Source organism: Sulfitobacter sp. W027 (genome assembly GCF_025143985.1).
Taxonomy (GTDB): domain Bacteria; phylum Pseudomonadota; class Alphaproteobacteria; order Rhodobacterales; family Rhodobacteraceae; genus Sulfitobacter.
The window spans coordinates 2,325,001-2,342,821 of the sequence record NZ_CP083564.1; the positions used below are offsets into that span (position 1 = coordinate 2,325,001).

A 17,821-nucleotide genomic window follows, 5' to 3' on the forward strand; every position below is an offset into this window, starting at 1 on the left:
CCTTGACGTCGAACCTCTGCACATCGACCTGTATCCCTTACTGAAAGATACAAGCCATTCTCTGTTTGTTGTGCTTCAGCTACAAAGTAGCGAAAGCCGTCCAAACAGTGAAGCTGACACTCTATCATCGGGCCTAAACCCTAAGAGCGCGATATACAGACGTTGATCCATCGAATGAACCAAACCGCCCACATATCTCTTCAGATATCAAATTTTCAAACAGCGTTGAGACAAAAGAAACTGAGATGCGCCCTAACTTCTTGGCGCGCCCCGCCTCTCCTACCTCGAATTTTTATCCGCTTTCCGATCCGAACCTCCGCGTCTCCGCTTCCGTCCGCCCCGTCTGGCGCCCCGTTGGTGCATCTCTGCGCCGCCGGTAGAGGGGGTTCTAAGGTTAGTACGCCAAAGCCGCAAGCAGAAATTTGAGAAAAGGCGAGGTTTTTGGGAACTTAGTGGTAAGTCTCTGAAATATAATACATTTCACGGGACGAAGATCAATAGAGTTAGGCCAAGCGCGCCTTCCTGATCGTGTCAGAGGAAAGTTTCGGCCGTGAATCGGCTGCGATTCATCGGATTCCACTGGCGCTTCCAGTGAATCGGGGAGGCGCCGATAGCGCCCTGCCCTTCCGCTGCAGTTCTTCGGCCCTCAGGCCTCTGTATCCTCCTCTCCATCGCGCGAACGCGTGAGCGGCAGCGGCTCTTTGAAGGTGAGCGTTCGGTAGGGGAAGGGGATTTCCAGCCCTGCCTGATCCAATGCCTGCTTCACCGCCGTCACAACCTCATCTCGTGAGCGTCGCTGCTCGACCGGGGTGGAGCCAGCCCACCAGGTAATTTCGAAGTTGATAGAGGAGTCCGCAAACTCTTGCGCGAAGACTTGGATCGGGCGCTCCCCCTGCTCTACCGTTTTACAGCCTTCGACGGCTTTGGTCATGACGGTCCGCGCTTCATCCACATCTACATCATAAGCCACGCCACAGATGACGGTTTGGCGACGATGCTTTTGATCCGTGCGGACATAGACCGGGTTTTTGAAAAGCATTGCATTGGGCACGATCACCAACTGGCCGTCCGTCTGGCGGATGTGGCTCTCCCGGATGGCGATTTGGGCGACTTTACCCTCAATCCCCTCACATTCTATATGATCCCCCATCCGCATCTCGCGGCGAAAGAGGATGATGATCCCCGCGAGGAAGTTCTCAAAGACATCTTTAAAGGCGAAACCGATCGCAACCGATCCAATCCCCAGCCCGGCGAGGATGCTGGCGGGTGTGAGCCCCGGAAATACGATCACGGCGGCAATCATGATCCCCAGGACCCAAATGAGGATAGAGGTCAGTAGGGTAAAAAGGTCTTTGAGGCTTGGGCGCAGCTTGGTGCGCGCGAGTGTTCTGCTGACCAGAGACCGGCCGAGCGCGGCGATGGCCCAAGTTAAGATGAGAACGACGAGGGCGACGGCGATTTGCGGCAAAAGAGCGATGGTATCCCGCGCCATTTCCATCACCTGACGCCATATGATCCTGACTGGCTCCATTGATACCCTCCCGTGAATTTCAGCCAGCTTGCATTAATTCTGACACCGCGGCGACTGTTTTCTCCCCAGTTGCCCGGCACAGTATAGCTGGACGCGCCACAGAGGCGGGCTAGCTCTAGCCAGCAGACAACTTACAAGGAACCCGGGCACTACGGGGTGAGCATATGGATATCATTCGAGTTATAGTTGCGATCCTCCTGCCCCCACTGGGCGTCTTCCTACAGGAAGGTTTAGGAAAGCACTTCTGGATTAACATTATACTAACGCTGCTCGGCTACCTGCCCGGGATCATCCACGCGCTGTATATTATCATAAAGAGGTAGAAGGCCCAATTGACTCGGGCGCGGGCTGTTGGAGATCGGATAGGGCGGCTTAATCCGATCACAGTATCTTTTAGGCCAAAGCCGATTATCAGGAGAGAAGTGGTGCTCGCGGCGGAATCGAACCACCTATACGCCATATAAAGTGACCAGCACTTCCTGTTCCAACGTCACGCACAAAGATATATCCTTTCACGAAACTGATAGGTCGGATCGCCAGCTAATCGCAAAACCCTTGTCTTCAGCTTCGAACAGCTCAGAAATAGTTACAATGTCGGGAAACGGCTTTCGAGCGCTAACAGTCCGGTGACTGTGAGGTGAAGCCAAGCACAAGCCTCGTCCATCACGAACTCAATCTCTGGCGAAGTCAAAGGTCGTAACCTAAACTCCCACCATGAAGCTATGGCAGGAGCCTTCAGTATGAAAGACGATCGTCTGTTGGCGATGCGGGTATTTTTAACCGTGGTAGAGACTGGGGGCTTTACTTCTGCAGCACACGTCCTTGAGGTTAGTCAGCCTTTTGTAAGCCAAACCATCAGCCGTCTTGAAGGCCGATTGGGCGCCCAGCTTTTACACCGTTCAACCCGCGGTCAACGCCTCACACAGGAGGGGCAAAGGTTCATCGGCGCCTGCCGTCGCGCCATTGACGCCGTGGATGCTGCTGAGGCCGAGATACAAGGCCTGCGCGGCAAGGTTTCGGGCGATCTGCGGGTGACGGCCCCCCTTGCCTTCGGATTAGACCAGTTGGTGAACATTCTGCCTGAATTCCAACTAGCGTATCCGTCTATTAAACTGAACCTCTCGCTGGACGACAGCAGCGCCAATCTGATCGAAGATCAGATTGATGTCGCAATTCGGATGGGGAAACTGCGCGATTCAAGCTTGATGAGCCGTAGGTTGTGCAGTCTTCAGCGGATCGTCGTGGCCTCTCCCGACTTTATCAAAAGATACGGCGCACCCATCGAGCCGATGCAGCTTTCTAACTACAATTGCCTGCTTTGGGAGGGCGCGCGGGATCACCTTAACCGTTGGCCCTTTAAAATTGACGGTGCCACGCTCAACATCCCGGTCTCTGGCGCATTCCGTTCCAACAACGGAATGTCGCTCTATTCAATGTGTCTGGCCGGATCAGGCATAATGCGCTTGGCAGAGCATCTCGCTCGGCCTGCAATTGCGCGCGGAGAGCTGGTGCCCCTGCTTGAAGAATATCAGGCGGTGGATGACAGCGCTTTCTATGCCGTTTTTCTTCCTGAACGGGACTTGCTGCCCCGCATTCGCGTGTTCGTAGATTACCTTGTAGACAAGTATCGCACGCCCCCTTGGTGAGGCGCCAGAGACCACCACATACCGCTATTACACCAAGCAATATATGTTATTCGGACCGCGCGATTGACGCTGCATCCTCCTGCTTCGTATCAAAAGTTCAGATCGGGCCACTCGCCGTGCCGGGAGGTCACACGAGGAACGCATTCGGTACATCCGGTGCATTATGGGATCCCCGATCTTTCCTGCCGCAAGGCAATTTTTTGGACTCTTGAGGAGGAGATTCCCTATATGACGCTGACCCGACGTACATTCGCCCATCTTGCACTGGCCGCGTTCACCGCACTGGCTGCAACTCCGATATTTGCACAGGAAACCTATGCGCTGAAATTCGGCCATACTGGCGCGCCGGACCACCATTTCCAGAAGATCTCCGAGAAATTTGCGGCACTGGTTGCCGAGCGCACCAACAACAATGTGAAAATCGAAGTTTTCCCGTCCGACTCTCTGGGCAAACAGATGGAACTTGTTGAAGGCGCATTCTTCGGCACCACCGATATGGTTCTGACCTCTGACGCGGTTTTGTCCAACTTTGTGCCCGAAGTCGGCATCATCAACCTCCCGTTTATCTTCCCCGACAGCGACCACGTACGCAACGTGCTAGATGGCGAAATCGGGAACCAACTGGGCAGGAAGATCGAAGAGCAAGGCGCTGTTCTCGTCGGCTGGTGGGAAAATGGCTTCCGTCACATCACCAATTCCAAAAAGCCCATCGAAAAGCCAGCAGACCTGTCAGGCGTTAAATTGCGCGTTCCCGAAGGCCCGATCTTTGTCGATACCTTTACAACACTGGGCGCAAACGCCACACCGATTGCTTTTACCGAGCTTTATTCCGCGCTCCAGCTTGGGGTCGTCGACGGGCAGGAAAACCCACCCGCGCATATCCTTACTCAAAAGTTTTATGAGGTGCAGGACTATGTCTCGCGGACTGGCCATATCTACCTGTCTTCACCCGTACTGATCAGCCGTGCGGCCTTTGATAAACTGCCGGAAAACTACCGTCAGGTTATACTCGACACAGGACGCGAGCTGGCTGCCGAGCACACTCAAATGGTGCTGGCCGCAGAGGACGCGCAATGGGCGGAGATTGAGGCCAAAGGCATGAAGATCAACGATGTGGAAAAAGCCCCATTTGTTGAGGCAACACGCTCGGTCATTGAAAAGTACCGTGAGCAGTTCGGCCCTGAGATCATTGATGCGATCGAACAGGCTGCGAAAAAGTGAGCGCATTTAGACACTCTGCAGGGGCGAACCACGTCCCTGCCAACCCAGCTCAGCGCCTTGGCGCTTGGCTGGGTTATGCGATTGATGGTGTAACTTGGCTTGTGCTGACTTTCTGCGCCATCATGTTTTTGACAATGACCGGCCTGGTGTGTCTTCAGGTAATCTTCCGTTACCTTCTCAATAGTCCGCTGACTGGCTCTGAGGAAGGCGCACGCATTTTGCTGATTTTCGTCTCAATGCTCGGCGCCGCCGTGGCTCTGAAGACCCGCGCCCATATGGCGATCGATTACTTCCAAGAGCGCCTCCCCCCCCTGCTCCGCCAGGCGGCCGTATTGCTGAGTCTCGCCTGTGTGCTCGCTGTCGGATTGCTGCTTATCGTCAAAGGTTCTGAATTTGCGGGCCGCGCCATGTTCCAGACCACGCCCGCGTTACGCATCTCGAAAGGTTACATTGTGACGGCCTTTCCCATCAGCGGTGTGCTGATGATCTTCTACGCGGTGGCAGTACCCTTGCGCGCTTGGCTCAATAGCGAAACTCTGATTGTACAGGTCGACCACGCGGCTGCGGCCATCGCGGAGGCACGCTCATGATCCTCACCCTCTTTATCCTGTTCTTCTTTCTGATTTTCGTCGGGGTGCCTATTGCCTTCGCATTGGCGCTCTCCTCAACGGCAGTGATCTATTTCTTCACCGACACGCCGCTCTTGTTGGTGATCCAGCGGATGTACAGCGGGCTCGATGTCTTTGTGCTGATGGCAATTCCGCTATTTCTTTTCGCGGGCAACTTGATGACCGAGGTGAAAATCTCAGAGAAACTCGTCGCTCTCGCCTCTATCTTTTTGGGACGGTATCGCGGGGGACTGTCACTGGTTGCCACCAGCGCATCGGCTATTTTCGGTGCAATTTCCGGCTCGGCCAATGCCACGACCGCAGCCATCGGCTCTGTGATGATCCCGACCATGGCCCGGCGCGGGTATGATCAGGCGGATGCCGCCGCAGTGGTCGCGGCATCGGGGATTTTAGGGCTGATCGTGCCGCCATCAATCACCATGGTGCTCTATGGTGTCGTAGCGGGTGTCTCCATTGGGGATTTATTCCTTTCAGGCATCGTTCCAGCGATCATCATCGCAGCGGGGCTGATGGCGGTGAACTACTGGGTCGCCCTGCGCAAAGGTTATAAGGGCGACGCGCCCATCGGCTTGCACGCTTCAATCCACATCATTCGTGACAGCCTGGTGGCACTGTTAATGCCGGTCATTATTCTGGGCGGCATCTATTCCGGCGCCTTCACACCCACGGAATCAGCAGCAGTGGCCAGCCTCTACGGGCTAATCGTGGGGTTTGCATGGTACCGCAACTTAAGCCTCAGAAGCGTCTTTGCGATCTCGAAGCGGACGGTAGAGGTAACGGCCACGATCCTGTTTTTGATCGCAGCATCCAACATCTTTACCTATGTTCTATCTGCGCAGAGCGTGCCACAGAAACTGGCCGCCTCTCTGATAGAGTTTTCGTCTAATCCCTATGTGATCATGGTGCTGATCCTCGGCATGTTGCTGATCTTAGGGACATTCCTCGACAACGTAGCCGCGATCATACTGGTAACACCAACCCTGATGCCTGTTGTTACCGCTCTAGAGATTGATCCAATCTTCTTTGGCGTCTACATGGTCATCGCGGTCGCTGTCGGGCAGATTACCCCGCCCGTAGGGCTCAATCTCTTCATCGCAACAAATCTTACCAATCGGCGTTTCGAGGACGTTGTCCGAAGTTCGACCCCCTACTTCATACTCTATGGTGTGTTATTGGTGGTGTTCATCGCAATTCCAGGCGCCCTTTCCGTGTTTGGCTGAGACATGCACCGATAGCCGACCACAATAGCAGTTATTCGGCCAAGCCGGATACTCGCAACTCCTCGCCACTAGTACCGTAGTTTTACCCCATCCGCTCCTGCACTGTGCGGGGGCGGCCCACACAGACGGGAAATAGTTCCCGATCTCCAATCGAAAGGATATTCCATGCTCGACCTAGGTAACCGCGTTTCGATCTATCAGCCTGAACAGGAAGGCCTGATTTTTCCTGAACAGCCCACATTCAACTCTGTCGCGGACGAGCGTCAGCACCTGAAAGAGCGTCTCGTTGGCGCCTGCCGCGCCTTTGCTCTGCAGGGCTTTGACTATGGCTTTGCCGGCCACCTGACGATCCGTGACCCCGAGCGCCCAGAGTTGTACTGGACCAACCCGATGGCCGTCCATTTCAATCAGGTAAAAGTATCAAACCTCATTCTGGTCGATCACGAAGGCAATGTTGTCGAGGGCAACTACGCCGTCAACCGGGCCGGATTCGTACTGCATGCGGGCGTTCATGAAGAGCACGCCGACATCGTCGCAATGTGCCACGCCCATACTGTCTACGGCACGGCATTCGCCGCCCTCGGCCGCCCATTGAAGCCAGTCACGCAAGACGCCTGCGCATTCTTCGAGGATCATGTGATCATCGGTGACGAGGCCGGAGCTGTTGCAGTGGAAAATCACGCCGGCTCCAACGTCGCGAAAGCCTTTAAAGGCGTCAAAGCGGCGATCCACCAGAACCACGGCCTGCTGACTGCCAGTCGCCACAGCATCGAATCCGCGGCATTCTGGTTCATCGCGCTTGAACGCTGCTGCCAGCAACAACTGCTGCTTGACGCTGCCGGTCACACGCAGACCCTCGTGAAGCCCGACCGTGCCCGCTATAGCCGTGAGCATGTGGGCAGCGACTACATCGGCTGGCTACACTTTCAGCCAATCTGGGAAGATTTGGTAAAAACCCAGCCTGATATGTTCGACTAATTCAAACTATGACTCTTAGAGCCACCCGAACGTGCGGGTGGCTCAATTCCATCACGCTGGAACTAAAATGTGTGGGCAGGCATTTAACGCATCCATGGGCAAACGTCCCCGCCCGACAGAGCCTTTGCTCCAACCGCTTCGATCAGCACCTTTAGATGATCGTCGATGCGACGAAACAATATCGCCTTTGCGCCCCCGTGAATTTCTATGACAGCCCTCATATCGCGGTTATGCGGCGGAATGGTCGCTGACGGTTTCTAAATGAGGTCCAAGGTGCGCAAATATGGACTTTGATAGAGCCGCTTAACGCCCAGTCTTTGGCTCTCCTAAGGCCGCCAGCACATAGGAAAGATCGGACAGCGCGCGCGACATCACCGGCAATTCTTCAGGCCGAAGTCACGCGTTGAGCCAGTATCTCACCCAGCCGAACGGCTTCAACAGTTAACATATCTAGATCGCACGGGAGGGTCCGATGATTATTTATCGCAGCCCGCAGGCAGTGTCGGCCTCTTACGGTCGTATCCGAGACTGCAGCGATGCCGCCCTCCTGCATCAGCACCATGATCTCGGTGTTCAGTCGCTTGAGGGCCGCTTCAGACAGGCCGCCGGGATTGTAGCGAAAGCAGACGATGTTGATGACGCCCGGAAAACATAGCTCTAAGTTTGGTGTCGCAACAATCCGGTCGGACAGATGACGGGCGTGGGCGAGATCCTGATCGATCAGCCGCCCGAACTTTGCAACTCCTTGTTCCTTTAATGCCATCCACACCTTAAGCGCCCGGAACCCGCGTGACGTCTGGAACCCGAAATCGTGCAGCCAAGTCCCCGAAGCAATGCCCCGCGGTGTGGCCTCGAGATATTCGGGCGTGACCGTGAATGCACCACGATGTGCCTCGGCGTCTCTCACCAAGGCACAGCCAACTTCAAAGGGCGCGTGCAGCCACTTATGTGGATCAATGGCGATCGAGTCGGCCCGCGCGATCCCTTTTACCAGCGCACGGCCCTTCGGGGCGATGGCCAGAAGTCCGCCAATGCAACCGTCCACGTGCATCCAGAGACCTTCCTCGGCGCAGAGGTCAGCGATGGCTTCAAGGTCGTCGATAGCCCCGGTGTTCACGGTCCCCGCTGTTGCAATTATGCAGGCCGGATGCAGGCCAGATGCGCGGTCTTCGGTGATAGCCCTGCGCAGGGCGGGAAGCTCCATTCGGCAGTCTGCATCGGACGGAACGCGATGCAGCGCGATGTCGCCAAGCCCCATCGCCTCAACCGCGGTGCGGTGGCAGGAGTGGACCTGATCCGAGCCGTAGAATCGCATCGGTGCGCAGAGCGCACCGACGCCCTCAGCCCGCAGGTCAATCCCGGACATGACGTTGCGCGCGACTGTCAGCCCGATCAGGTTCGCCATTGAACCGCCCGAAACCAGCGTGCCGCTGGCCTCCGCCGGAAAGCCGATCATTTCCTTCATCCAGCCGACAACCTGCTTGTCGATTTCAGCAGCCGCATGATCACCACCGCCGAGGTTGGACCCAAGGATGGCCGCAAGGAAATCGCCCATCGCCCCGGTGAAGTTGCTTGCTCCCATATACCACATCCAGAACCGCGGATGGATATTGCCCATTGGGTAAGGGAACACCTCTGCCATCACCTGTTGGTAGACCTTGGGCAGCGGCGTGCCGTCCTGAGGCACGCCCTCACGAAACTGCCTACGCACCTGTGGCGGCATCTCCTGCCAGACGGGGCGAGAACGGACATCACAGAGGTAATCGATGGCGTCATCGACCATCTGATGCGCAACCGCGCGGTGCGTATCCCAGTCAGCGGGATCAAGCGTTTCCGATATTTCGGGCATGGTTCAGACTACCTCCCTTGTGAGACCGAGACGCCGAGTAGGATCACGCCTGCGGTGATCAGCAGACAGGCAGAAAGCAGATTAAGATAGCGCCACTTAGGGATCAGCTTTTCGATCAGCACATAGGCGGCAAGCCCGCCGATCCACGCGAGGTTCATCACGCCGCCCACGAACAGAAGGGCCATCAGCGCCCAGCAGCATCCAAGGCAGTAGCTACCGTGTTGCAGACCCATCAAGAGGGCGCCGTGTGGCCCCGACCGCCAATGCTCGGTCACGAACTGAAGCGGCGATTGGCAGTGTTTGAGGCAGGCGTGTTTGGCGGGCGTAAGCTGATAGAACCCGGCCACCAACAGCAGCAGCCCCGCCAGCATCTGAGAATTGGCCCGCATGCCGGTAAGAAGCCCGGTCTGGGCCAATTGCCATTGCATAAGGGTCGCCACCACGCTGAATCCGCCCCAGATAAGCAGATATCCCGAAACAAAGATCGAGGTGCTCCCCGGCTTGCTTGCCCGTTTGGCGACTGAGGAGAACAGCAGGATCATCGGCGCGGCCGAAGGCAGCATCATCGCCACCATCATCACCCACCACATGATGAACATCAGCACGGCCTGCGCCGGGGACCACCCCGGCGCCTGCGCTGTTTCCATGCGCGCCGACATGGAGGGCATCTCCATGCCGGCGCCGGTCAACAGGTAGCCCCAGGAAAGCAGAGTCACCGTTGCAAGGCCGAAGGCCACCCACACCTGATCCCGGTGCAGCAGCCGTTCTAGCGGGCTGGTCTGACCGGCCACCTTAGTGGACTGCTTCGATGATGCCGCTGTTCGAAAGGTGCAGCTCATTAAACTGGGCGTAGGTGTCGGTGTTGTTGGGCAGGTCGATCAGGCCGTGGGTGCGTGTCGTCCCGTTGCCCATCTCGGCGACCCGGTAGCCAAAGCCGCCGATTGTGTCGATCCGCACCCGGTGGGGATTACCGGTCACCGGGTTGAGGATCGGTCCCGCCTCCAGATCGAAGACGTCATCGACATGGACCTTCCCGGTCCGGGCCTTGATGTCTGAGGTGTAAGAGATCTTCTTATAAAGAGTTTCCTCCTTATGCGGAGACATCATCGAGAAGACCCACCACATGGTCGCCATCTCGTCGGTGTCATCGCCGCGCATGATCTTTTCCAGCGCGTCGCGCTGCTCGGGCGAGGCACGTTCGTCGATGATCATCTGCATGCGCCCTTCACCCTTATGAATAGGGCCGGGCCATTTCACGACCATGGCCATGTTCAGCCCGTCGAGTGTGACTTCCCCGTAGTGACCTTTGTCCACATGAAAGCTCAGTGCCGCTTCGCATGTGCCATGGGTTGGCAGTGCATTGAACTGGCAAGGGCAGCCATAGGCGCAATTGCAGTTGGTCAACTCGGAGCCGTGTATTTGCCATTGTGTCATGGTCGTTTCTCCTGATGAGGTGAAATGTGATCGTTAAACTTTCCTTCAGTTTTGGGCGGAGCATTTTTACGGTGCGCGTGGTTCAAGCGAAATGCAGCGTCTTCTCTGTCATTCCGCGGCGAATTGAGCACAGGGGGTGGATTGCGAGAGCGCCAATTCTTCGTCGTCCATGTCGTCGGCGATATTCTCGAAAAGCGGGGTCGTCATGTAGCGCTCGCCGGTGTCCGGTAGCATGCACAGGATGACCGAACCTTGCGGCGCAGCTTCGGCCACTTTGACAGCCACAGCAAAAGTTCCCCCGCCAGAAATGCCCGTCAGGATGCCCTCCTTGCTGGCCAGTTCAAGAGCCCAGGCTACCGCGTCCGCACCCGTGACCGGCAGCAGTTCGTCATAGCTATTTTTGGTGAGCGCAGTTTGCAGCACCTGCGGAATAAAGTCCGGGGTCCAGCCTTGGATGGGATGCGGCTCAAATGCTGGGTGACTGGCGGCGGGAGCCCCACCGCCCTCCCGCTTCTGTTGACTGCCGCTGCCGAGAAGCTGCGCATTGGCAGGTTCGGTCAGGATGATCCGGGTGTCGGGCCGCTCGCGTCGCAAATGTGCCGACACGCCAGCAAAGGTGCCTCCCGTTCCATAGCCGGTGACAAAAGCATCAAGCTGCGACCCCTCGAAATCTGCAACAATCTCGCGTGCCGTGGTTGCCTCGTGGATCGCGGCATTTGCCGGGGTCTCAAACTGGCTGGCAAGAAACCAACCGTGCGCCTGTGCAAGTTCAACGGCCTTGCGATACATGCCAAAGCCTTTCTCCGCGCGGGGTGTCAGGACAACCTTAGCCCCGAAAATACGCATCAGCTTGCGTCGCTCGATGGAGAAACTGTCGGCCATCGTCACGACAAGAGGGTATCCCTTCTGCGCACAGACCATGGCAAGGCCGATGCCGGTATTACCGCTAGAGGCTTCGACAACCGTTTGACCGGGTTTAAGCGCCCCGGACCGTTCCGCTGCCTCGATAATTCCTATTGCAAGCCGGTCCTTAACTGAAGCCCCGGGATTAAACGCCTCTACTTTGACGTAGAGTGTCGTATGGGCCGGACCGAGGTGGTTAATACGAACAGTCGGCGTATCGCCGATCGTATCAAGGATCGAATTATACCGGCGGCCGCGCCCTTGGGTCATCCGGATTTGCCTATCGAGGGACATGCCGCGCTCCTTTTTAATATGGATGTCTTGGAATTCATGGTATCACCGTTGCATCACTCCTGAGTGGGATGCACCGTGGAAACTTCCGTGGAAACTGACCCCAAAATAAACTCGAGTGTGACGGACACGCTCGATATTCGGCTGCTCGGAACAGTATGCGTGGCGCGTAACGGCGTAGCTGTGCCTTTGCCGAAGTCGCGAAAACTCCGTGCCCTGCTTGCAATCCTCATCACCGAAAACCACCCCGTCGGGCGCGCGCGCCTATGCGATCTGCTTTGGGAATTGCCGAATGATCCCAGAGCCGAACTGCGCTGGCATTTGAGTAAGCTGCGAAAATGCGTCGACACGCCCGATCGCCCCCGCATCATCATTCACGACGATGCCATTGGTATTGATCTTGCGGGATGCACCGTAGATGCGCTCGAATTATTGGTGATAGCGGAGGGTTTGCCGGAAACGCTGCCGCAACTTTCGGTATTTGCAAATCGTTATCGGGAGACCTTTCTCGGCGACATGATGCTTTCCGGCACCGCCACCTCGGTCTGGCTTGCGGCCCAAAGGCGCCGCTTTTCTTCTGCATCATGCGCAGTGGCAGAGGCTCTTGCGAGGGTGACACCGCCAGAGGATCCGCTGTATTTGACAGCACTCGAGCAATGGCTCGATCTCGCGCCGTTTGAAATTGAAGCGCATCGCATGCTCCTTTCATATCTCACCCGTCATGGTCGGTTCGCCGAAGCAGACACGCATTTAAAAACCACCGAGGAACTTCTCTCTGACGAGGGTCTGCCAGTGACCGAGCTGCGCAAAGCAGCAAAAAACGCCCTATCATTGGGCGACGTGGCAATGGCACAAACTGTTCAACTTGCCGAAGTCATTCAAACTCCTGACGATTCAAACACTGACACGGGTTTCCGCAATAGACGCTCTTCACTGGCAGTTATGCCATTCTTTGCCGAGCAGAATGATCCGCCAAGTATCGGCATCGCCAACGGGTTGACGCATGATGTTATCGTCCGTTTAGCAAAACTCAGATGTATCTCGATCATTGCCCGCGCATCGGTTCAAGCGCTACAGAACCACGGGCTTGGTCCGGCTGAAGCTGGCCTCAAACTAGGTGTCGACTACGTTGCAACGGGGATCTTACAGCAGCAACCGTCTCGATTGCGGTTCGAGCTTGAACTCGTCGAAACTTCATGCGGCAGTATCGTTTGGACCGACGTCTGCGAGATAGCCAATCCGGATCTTATGGAAGCGTTGAACGATTTGGGGAACTGGATCGCTTCGGCGTTAATGGGCGAGATAGAGCAATCTGAGCGCAACCGTGCCATCCTCCGCCCGCCGTCCTCGCTTGATGCTTGGGGGTCTCATCATCGCGGGCTATGGCACATGTATCGCTTTACCAAGGACGACAATGCCCAAGCGCAACTCTATTTCGAACGCGCGTCAAAGCTTGATCCTACGTTCTCCCGTGCATTTGCCGGGCTGTCCTTCACCCATTGGCAAAGCGCATTTCAAAACTGGTCCGACCCTGCGGTGGAAGCCGATCTTGCCTATGCGGCGGCCGCGCGCAGCCTTTTGGCCGACGAAAAGGACCCAGCCGCGCATTGGGCGATGGGACGGGCCCGTTGGCTGCGCAAACAACACGATGCGGCCAGTGTTTCATTGCGCAAGTCCGTCGACCTTAGTCCCAACTTTGCCTTGGGCCACTATTCACTGGCGTTTGTTGAATCCCAGACCGGAGACCCCCATGCGGCAATCCGGTCGTCAGACCTCTCCCGTTCACTCAGTCCATATGATCCGCTTATGTTCGGCATTTTGGGCAGTCGGGCAATCTCACACTTTCGGCTGGGCGAATTCGAAGAGGCTGCAGTCTGGGCCAAACGCGCGGCAGCGCGGCCTAATGCGCATGTGAATATTTATGGGCTGGCAGCACTATGCCTTTCCGTCGCCGGCAGGGTGTCCGAAGGGCGCGCGCTGACCGCCTCTATCCAGACCATGCAGTCAGGATACGGGATCAAAGACTTTCTGAAGGCGTTTCACTTTGAACCTGACCACGCAAGACGTCTACAATCAGCGGCAGCCCGAATTTTTCTCGACTAACTATTAAACCACGGTGTTTTCCACGCAAACTTCCATGCGGGTTACCGCGTCCATTTCCACGTTTGCCCGCCATGGTAGGGCCCTAAGGGGCATCAGATGCCCCCTAACCCATTCGTAGGAGAGAGAAATGTTCAATTCTAAATTCGCTTTCAATAGGCCATGTGCGCTTGCCGCAGCGCTCACCGTGGCGGCATCGCTGACTTCCTTCACGCATCCGGCAAATGCTCAGGAACCTCATCATACGGTCGTCACCCCCGGTGAGATGGAGTTCAAGCAAGGCCCGCCCTCGCTTCCAGAGGGCGCTCAGATCGCTGTCCTTTATGGAAACCCTGCCGAAGAAGGTCTGTTCGCCCTGCGGCTCAAATTCCCCGCAGGCTACACAGTCCCCCCGCATACCCATCCAAATGATGAAATTGTTACAGTAATATCCGGAAAACTGGGGCTTGCAGCGGGTGACGTCCTTGACCAGTCCGCAGCACCACTGTTGGACGCAGGCAGTCTCGTTGTGCTGCCCTCAGGCATGGCACATTTTGCATGGGCAGAGGAAGAAACGGTTATTCAACTGAACAGCATGGGGCCGTTAAAGATTACCTATCTACAGGGCGGTGACGATCCGCGTATGAACTGAACTGCAAACCATTGGCGCGTTCTATAGGTATTATCAGGTAGGTGTTGCCATGCTAAGGTAATGCCTACTCCGAGCGCAAAAATGTCTGATGGGCGAGGCGTTCAGGCAATCTGCTAAAGCAAGACATCTTTTGAATTGATCCGGTCTTTGCCTCAATCTCACTATCGGAGCATAATCTCAGGAGCAATTGATGAGAATATGAGTATTGCGGATTTCCAAACGGCGATATGAACATGACTTCTTTGTTGGACGCTTGTCAAAACCCCGCCAATGCATTGCTGGCTGCCTCGCTTTCCCTTGTGATCGGCCTGAGCACCGACGTCGCCGCCGATGAGGATGTTCTGCACTGGCGCATGAACAGCCTGCTTTATCCAAAACTCTTCGGAGAGGCTGGCGAGCACTTTGCCGAAGGTGTACGGCGAAGGACGAACGGCAGCTTCATTATCGAAGTGCATGACCGACTGGTTCTTGACCAAGACAGCTTCGGTGCTCTCAACTCCGGTTTAATTGACGCGGTGTGGGGTTCTGCCGGTCATCATCACCGCGAAGATGCTGCCCTGGCGATTTTCAGCGGATTTCCCTTCGGCCCGGACCCTGAGGGTTTCACTGCTTGGATGCGTGATGGGGGCGGCACCGAGGTGCTCGACAGGATCTATGCAAAGCATGATTTGAAAGGTCACTATTGCGGTGCCCTTCCTATCGAGGGGGGCGGCTGGTTTCGTGCGCCGGTCGAACATCTGAAGAACCTCAACGGGCTGAGAATGCGGAGCTTTGGATATGGCGCGCGCACGCTCATGAAATTGGGCGTTGTCACCTACGAGCTACCTGCAACGGACATTCGCCCGGCAATGGCGACTGGACTAATTGATGCCGCCGAATTCTCATTGCCATCAATCGACGCTGACCTTGGCCTGTCCGAGGTTGCGCGGCACCTCTATCAGCCGGGATGGCAGCAACCGGCTACCGCACTTGAAATTCTCATGCCACTCAAAAGCTGGTTAGCGCTTTCCGCCGGCCACAAGGCGGCGATCAAAAGCGCTTGTGATGAGACGTTGTCATGGACCCTCGCAGCAGTACCGAAGCAACAGGAAAGGACAATTCTTCAGTTTCGCAAAGAGGGTGTGGAATTGCATGATTGGCCTGAGGAAGTTCTTGCCGCACTGCGGAAGGCTTGGGAGGAAGTGATCACCGAGGAAACCAAGCACAACCCAATGCTTGCTGAAGCTTGGAACAGCTACCGGCTCTTTCAGGACAAACACGGAGCTCCACCACTGCAAGGTTACGCCGAATAGAGCGGGTCAGTCCGGCAATCCTGCAAGCCTCAGGCTATCGAGAAACCTTTCAAGGCTTGTGCGGTCAGACCATCCGCCAAGAGATAGCTGAACGGCCGCTATGCTTTGTTCCGGCCTTCGGCCTGCGGCGGCGTCCACAATCGCTGTTGCCTCCTTAATGCGGCCGGTCTGCGCGAGGCTCGCGGCGAAGAGCCATCCGGGCCACCAGCGCGTGCCAGTGAAAGTGCCCGCTCCGTAAAGCGGCCCGAAGGCCTCCGCGGCCCGGGCCGGCTCACCAGTGATCAAGTAACTCATCCCGGCGACATGCCGATACCAGTCAGGCGGGTTAGGGTTGAGGCGCATCGCGCGTTCAATCGCCTGCACGGCCTCTGAATCGTAACCGGTCAGAGCCAAAACATGCGCGAGAACAGCAAGATTATCGGGCTCATCGGGGTTAATCGTCGCGGCTGCTCTTGCGTTGGCCATCGCGTCGACCGGCGAGCGCATTTCCGGAAAGGGTGCGAGTAGCCGCATTTCAGCAAGCAGACGATGGGCGCGGGCACCACCGCCGAGTGCGGTTGCGCGTTCTACCATCTCGCTCGCCAGAGCCATCTCACGTCGCCCACCGCCCCAAGAGAGGTGCTGGACCTCGAGCCAGTAGGTTAACCCGAGGCTGGCCCAAGCTTCGGCATTTGCAGGATCACTTTCCACTATTTCCGTGAGCAGCATCCGCGCGTGCTGATTGTCCACCCGGCTCTGCCAGTCCCGAGCATCGAGCAGTACGTCTGCCTGCAACATCGCCGGGCTGGTGGTCACAGGTTCGGAGATCGGGCCTTCGAGGCCGCTTCCCCACCAAATAGCCAAAATTGCTGCGGTGATGGCCATTGTAAGGCCGCCTATCCATGCCAACCGCCGCCCCCTAAAGAGGATTTCCGGTGGGGTCACGTCCCCGGCAAGCATGTAGCCCCGCCGCGGCACGGTGCGCAGCAATTCCGCACCGCTGGCACCGAGCGCACGGCGTATTTCACTAACGCAGTGGGCAAGGGAATCGTCCGAGACAGTCACATCCGGCCAGGCCGCGCTGACAAGATCGTCCTTGCTTACCAACTGTCCCCGTCGCTCGAACAGAATCTCAAGCACCCGGTAGGATTTGGGTCGCAGAAAACACTCAGCGCCCGTCCCGTCTTCGAGACGACCACGCGCACGGTTCAGAACGAAACCGCCAACCTTAATGTTCTGCGGAGCTTCCATGAGAGGCGTCCCAATGCTGGATGGCCGAAATTGTAGCACAATTTCAACCTTCTTTCAGGGAGGTTTCATGACATTTGGCTGTTCCTCCTCAAGGCTTGAAAGCATTCCTGTCACGGAGGTCATCATGACTTGCAACGCCCTACGTGCCGCCAGCTTGGCGGTCTGCTTGGCTGCATCTCAGCCGGTTGCATCGGCCCCTGATGCTGCCCAGCCAATCGATACACCTTCTCTCTTGGAGACAATTGTCCTTTGGCTTTCGGCCAACTTTGATCTTCCAGTCCCTGACCGACCTCCTCGTATCGCAACATTGCCGGAGGCCGATCTGGTGATAATGCGCTACGGACCAGAGGCTAAGGTCCCATCGGGCCATGTTGCGGCCGTCTATGACGATGCCGAGGAGACAATTTACCTGTTCCAAGGCTGGACTGGACGCACGCCAGCAGAACTTTCGGTGCTGGTTCATGAAGTCGTCCATCACCTTCAATCTGCTGCAAATCTAAGATTCGCGTGTCCCGCGGAGCGAGAGCGCGTTGCCTATCGCGCCCAAGGCGAATGGCTCACGCTATTTGACGAGACGCTCGAAAGTGCGTTCAATATCGATGCGGCGAAGATCCTCGTGAGCACAGTATGCACCTACTGACCTTGTAAACTGTCTTCGTCGAAACGCGATGATCGTTTAACGTCACCCAGAACCCGACATGCCCCCTTCTCGCTTTATGCGAAAATATCCCTTACCGTTGGTCGTCGATACGCTAACCGCGCGCTTTTCAGCAAATCTGCTGGCGTCAGGATATTCTGCGTTCCGCGCCTGAAACGGTTATCGTGGTGGTCGAGGATCATGTTGTTCTCGTCGTCAGTGAATGCTT

The 17,821-nt window shown here is 56.5% G+C and carries 16 protein-coding genes; 10 read left to right on the forward strand and 6 right to left on the reverse strand.

The window, feature by feature from the left end:
* Positions 1 to 646 precede the first annotated feature (646 nt).
* Positions 647 to 1,531, reverse strand: coding sequence for a mechanosensitive ion channel family protein (locus K3759_RS11405; protein WP_259981916.1), 885 nt, complete (start codon positions 1,529 to 1,531; stop codon positions 647 to 649).
* A gap of 164 nt (positions 1,532 to 1,695) precedes the next feature.
* Here K3759_RS11405 and K3759_RS11410 point away from each other — a divergent pair, with 164 nt between their 5' ends.
* The 6 genes from K3759_RS11410 (at position 1,696) to K3759_RS11435 (ending at position 7,225) form a co-directional block, all read left to right on the forward strand.
* Positions 1,696 to 1,854, forward strand: a complete 159-nt coding sequence (locus K3759_RS11410) for a YqaE/Pmp3 family membrane protein (protein WP_259981918.1) — start codon at positions 1,696 to 1,698, stop codon at positions 1,852 to 1,854.
* A gap of 417 nt (positions 1,855 to 2,271) precedes the next feature.
* A complete protein-coding gene (locus K3759_RS11415; RefSeq protein ID WP_259981919.1) occupies positions 2,272 to 3,177 on the forward strand; it encodes a LysR family transcriptional regulator in 906 nt (301 codons plus the stop codon).
* A 63-nt stretch (positions 3,178 to 3,240) separates the two neighbouring features.
* Positions 3,241 to 4,398 carry a TRAP transporter substrate-binding protein gene (locus K3759_RS11420; protein WP_259981921.1) on the forward strand — a complete coding sequence of 386 codons (1,158 nt, stop codon included), beginning with the start codon at positions 3,241 to 3,243 and terminating at the stop codon, positions 4,396 to 4,398.
* A gap of 134 nt (positions 4,399 to 4,532) precedes the next feature.
* A complete protein-coding gene (locus tag K3759_RS11425) occupies positions 4,533 to 4,988 on the forward strand; it encodes a TRAP transporter small permease (protein ID WP_259981923.1) in 456 nt (151 codons plus the stop codon).
* Entirely contained in the window at positions 4,985 to 6,247 is a 1,263-nt protein-coding gene (locus K3759_RS11430) for a TRAP transporter large permease (RefSeq protein WP_259981924.1), read from the forward strand. Before K3759_RS11425 ends, K3759_RS11430 begins: the two co-directional genes overlap by 4 nt.
* A gap of 165 nt (positions 6,248 to 6,412) precedes the next feature.
* A complete protein-coding gene (locus tag K3759_RS11435; protein WP_259981926.1) occupies positions 6,413 to 7,225 on the forward strand; it encodes a class II aldolase/adducin family protein in 813 nt (270 codons plus the stop codon).
* Positions 7,226 to 7,610: 385 nt separating this feature from the next.
* Here K3759_RS11435 and K3759_RS11440 read toward each other — a convergent pair whose 3' ends face one another.
* The 4 genes from K3759_RS11440 to K3759_RS11455 form a co-directional block, all read right to left on the reverse strand.
* A complete protein-coding gene (locus tag K3759_RS11440) occupies positions 7,611 to 9,074 on the reverse strand; it encodes a pyridoxal-dependent decarboxylase (RefSeq protein WP_259981927.1) in 1,464 nt (487 codons plus the stop codon).
* Positions 9,075 to 9,082: 8 nt separating this feature from the next.
* Positions 9,083 to 9,865 carry a DUF2182 domain-containing protein gene (locus K3759_RS11445; protein ID WP_259981929.1) on the reverse strand — a complete coding sequence of 261 codons (783 nt, stop codon included), beginning with the start codon at positions 9,863 to 9,865 and terminating at the stop codon, positions 9,083 to 9,085.
* 1 nt (position 9,866) lies between these two features.
* A complete protein-coding gene (locus tag K3759_RS11450) occupies positions 9,867 to 10,508 on the reverse strand; it encodes a DUF1326 domain-containing protein (protein ID WP_259981930.1) in 642 nt (213 codons plus the stop codon).
* Positions 10,509 to 10,616: 108 nt separating this feature from the next.
* Positions 10,617 to 11,705 (reverse strand): PLP-dependent cysteine synthase family protein, encoded by a 1,089-nt coding sequence (locus tag K3759_RS11455; protein WP_259981932.1) that lies wholly within the window; start codon positions 11,703 to 11,705, stop codon positions 10,617 to 10,619.
* 87 nt (positions 11,706 to 11,792) lie between these two features.
* Here K3759_RS11455 and K3759_RS11460 point away from each other — a divergent pair, with 87 nt between their 5' ends.
* From K3759_RS11460 to K3759_RS11470, 3 genes are all read left to right on the forward strand, one after another.
* Entirely contained in the window at positions 11,793 to 13,805 is a 2,013-nt protein-coding gene (locus K3759_RS11460; protein WP_259981933.1) for a hypothetical protein, read from the forward strand.
* Positions 13,806 to 13,932: 127 nt separating this feature from the next.
* On the forward strand, positions 13,933 to 14,433 hold the full coding sequence (locus tag K3759_RS11465) for a cupin domain-containing protein (RefSeq protein ID WP_259981935.1): 501 nt from the start codon (positions 13,933 to 13,935) through the stop codon (positions 14,431 to 14,433).
* A 233-nt stretch (positions 14,434 to 14,666) separates the two neighbouring features.
* On the forward strand, positions 14,667 to 15,725 hold the full coding sequence (locus K3759_RS11470; RefSeq protein WP_259981936.1) for a TRAP transporter substrate-binding protein: 1,059 nt from the start codon (positions 14,667 to 14,669) through the stop codon (positions 15,723 to 15,725).
* 6 nt (positions 15,726 to 15,731) lie between these two features.
* Here K3759_RS11470 and K3759_RS11475 read toward each other — a convergent pair whose 3' ends face one another.
* On the reverse strand, positions 15,732 to 16,955 hold the full coding sequence (locus tag K3759_RS11475) for a winged helix-turn-helix domain-containing protein (protein WP_259981938.1): 1,224 nt from the start codon (positions 16,953 to 16,955) through the stop codon (positions 15,732 to 15,734).
* Between the two features lie 67 nt (positions 16,956 to 17,022).
* Here K3759_RS11475 and K3759_RS11480 point away from each other — a divergent pair, with 67 nt between their 5' ends.
* A complete protein-coding gene (locus tag K3759_RS11480; RefSeq protein WP_259981939.1) occupies positions 17,023 to 17,595 on the forward strand; it encodes a DUF6647 family protein in 573 nt (190 codons plus the stop codon).
* Positions 17,596 to 17,821 lie beyond the last annotated feature (226 nt).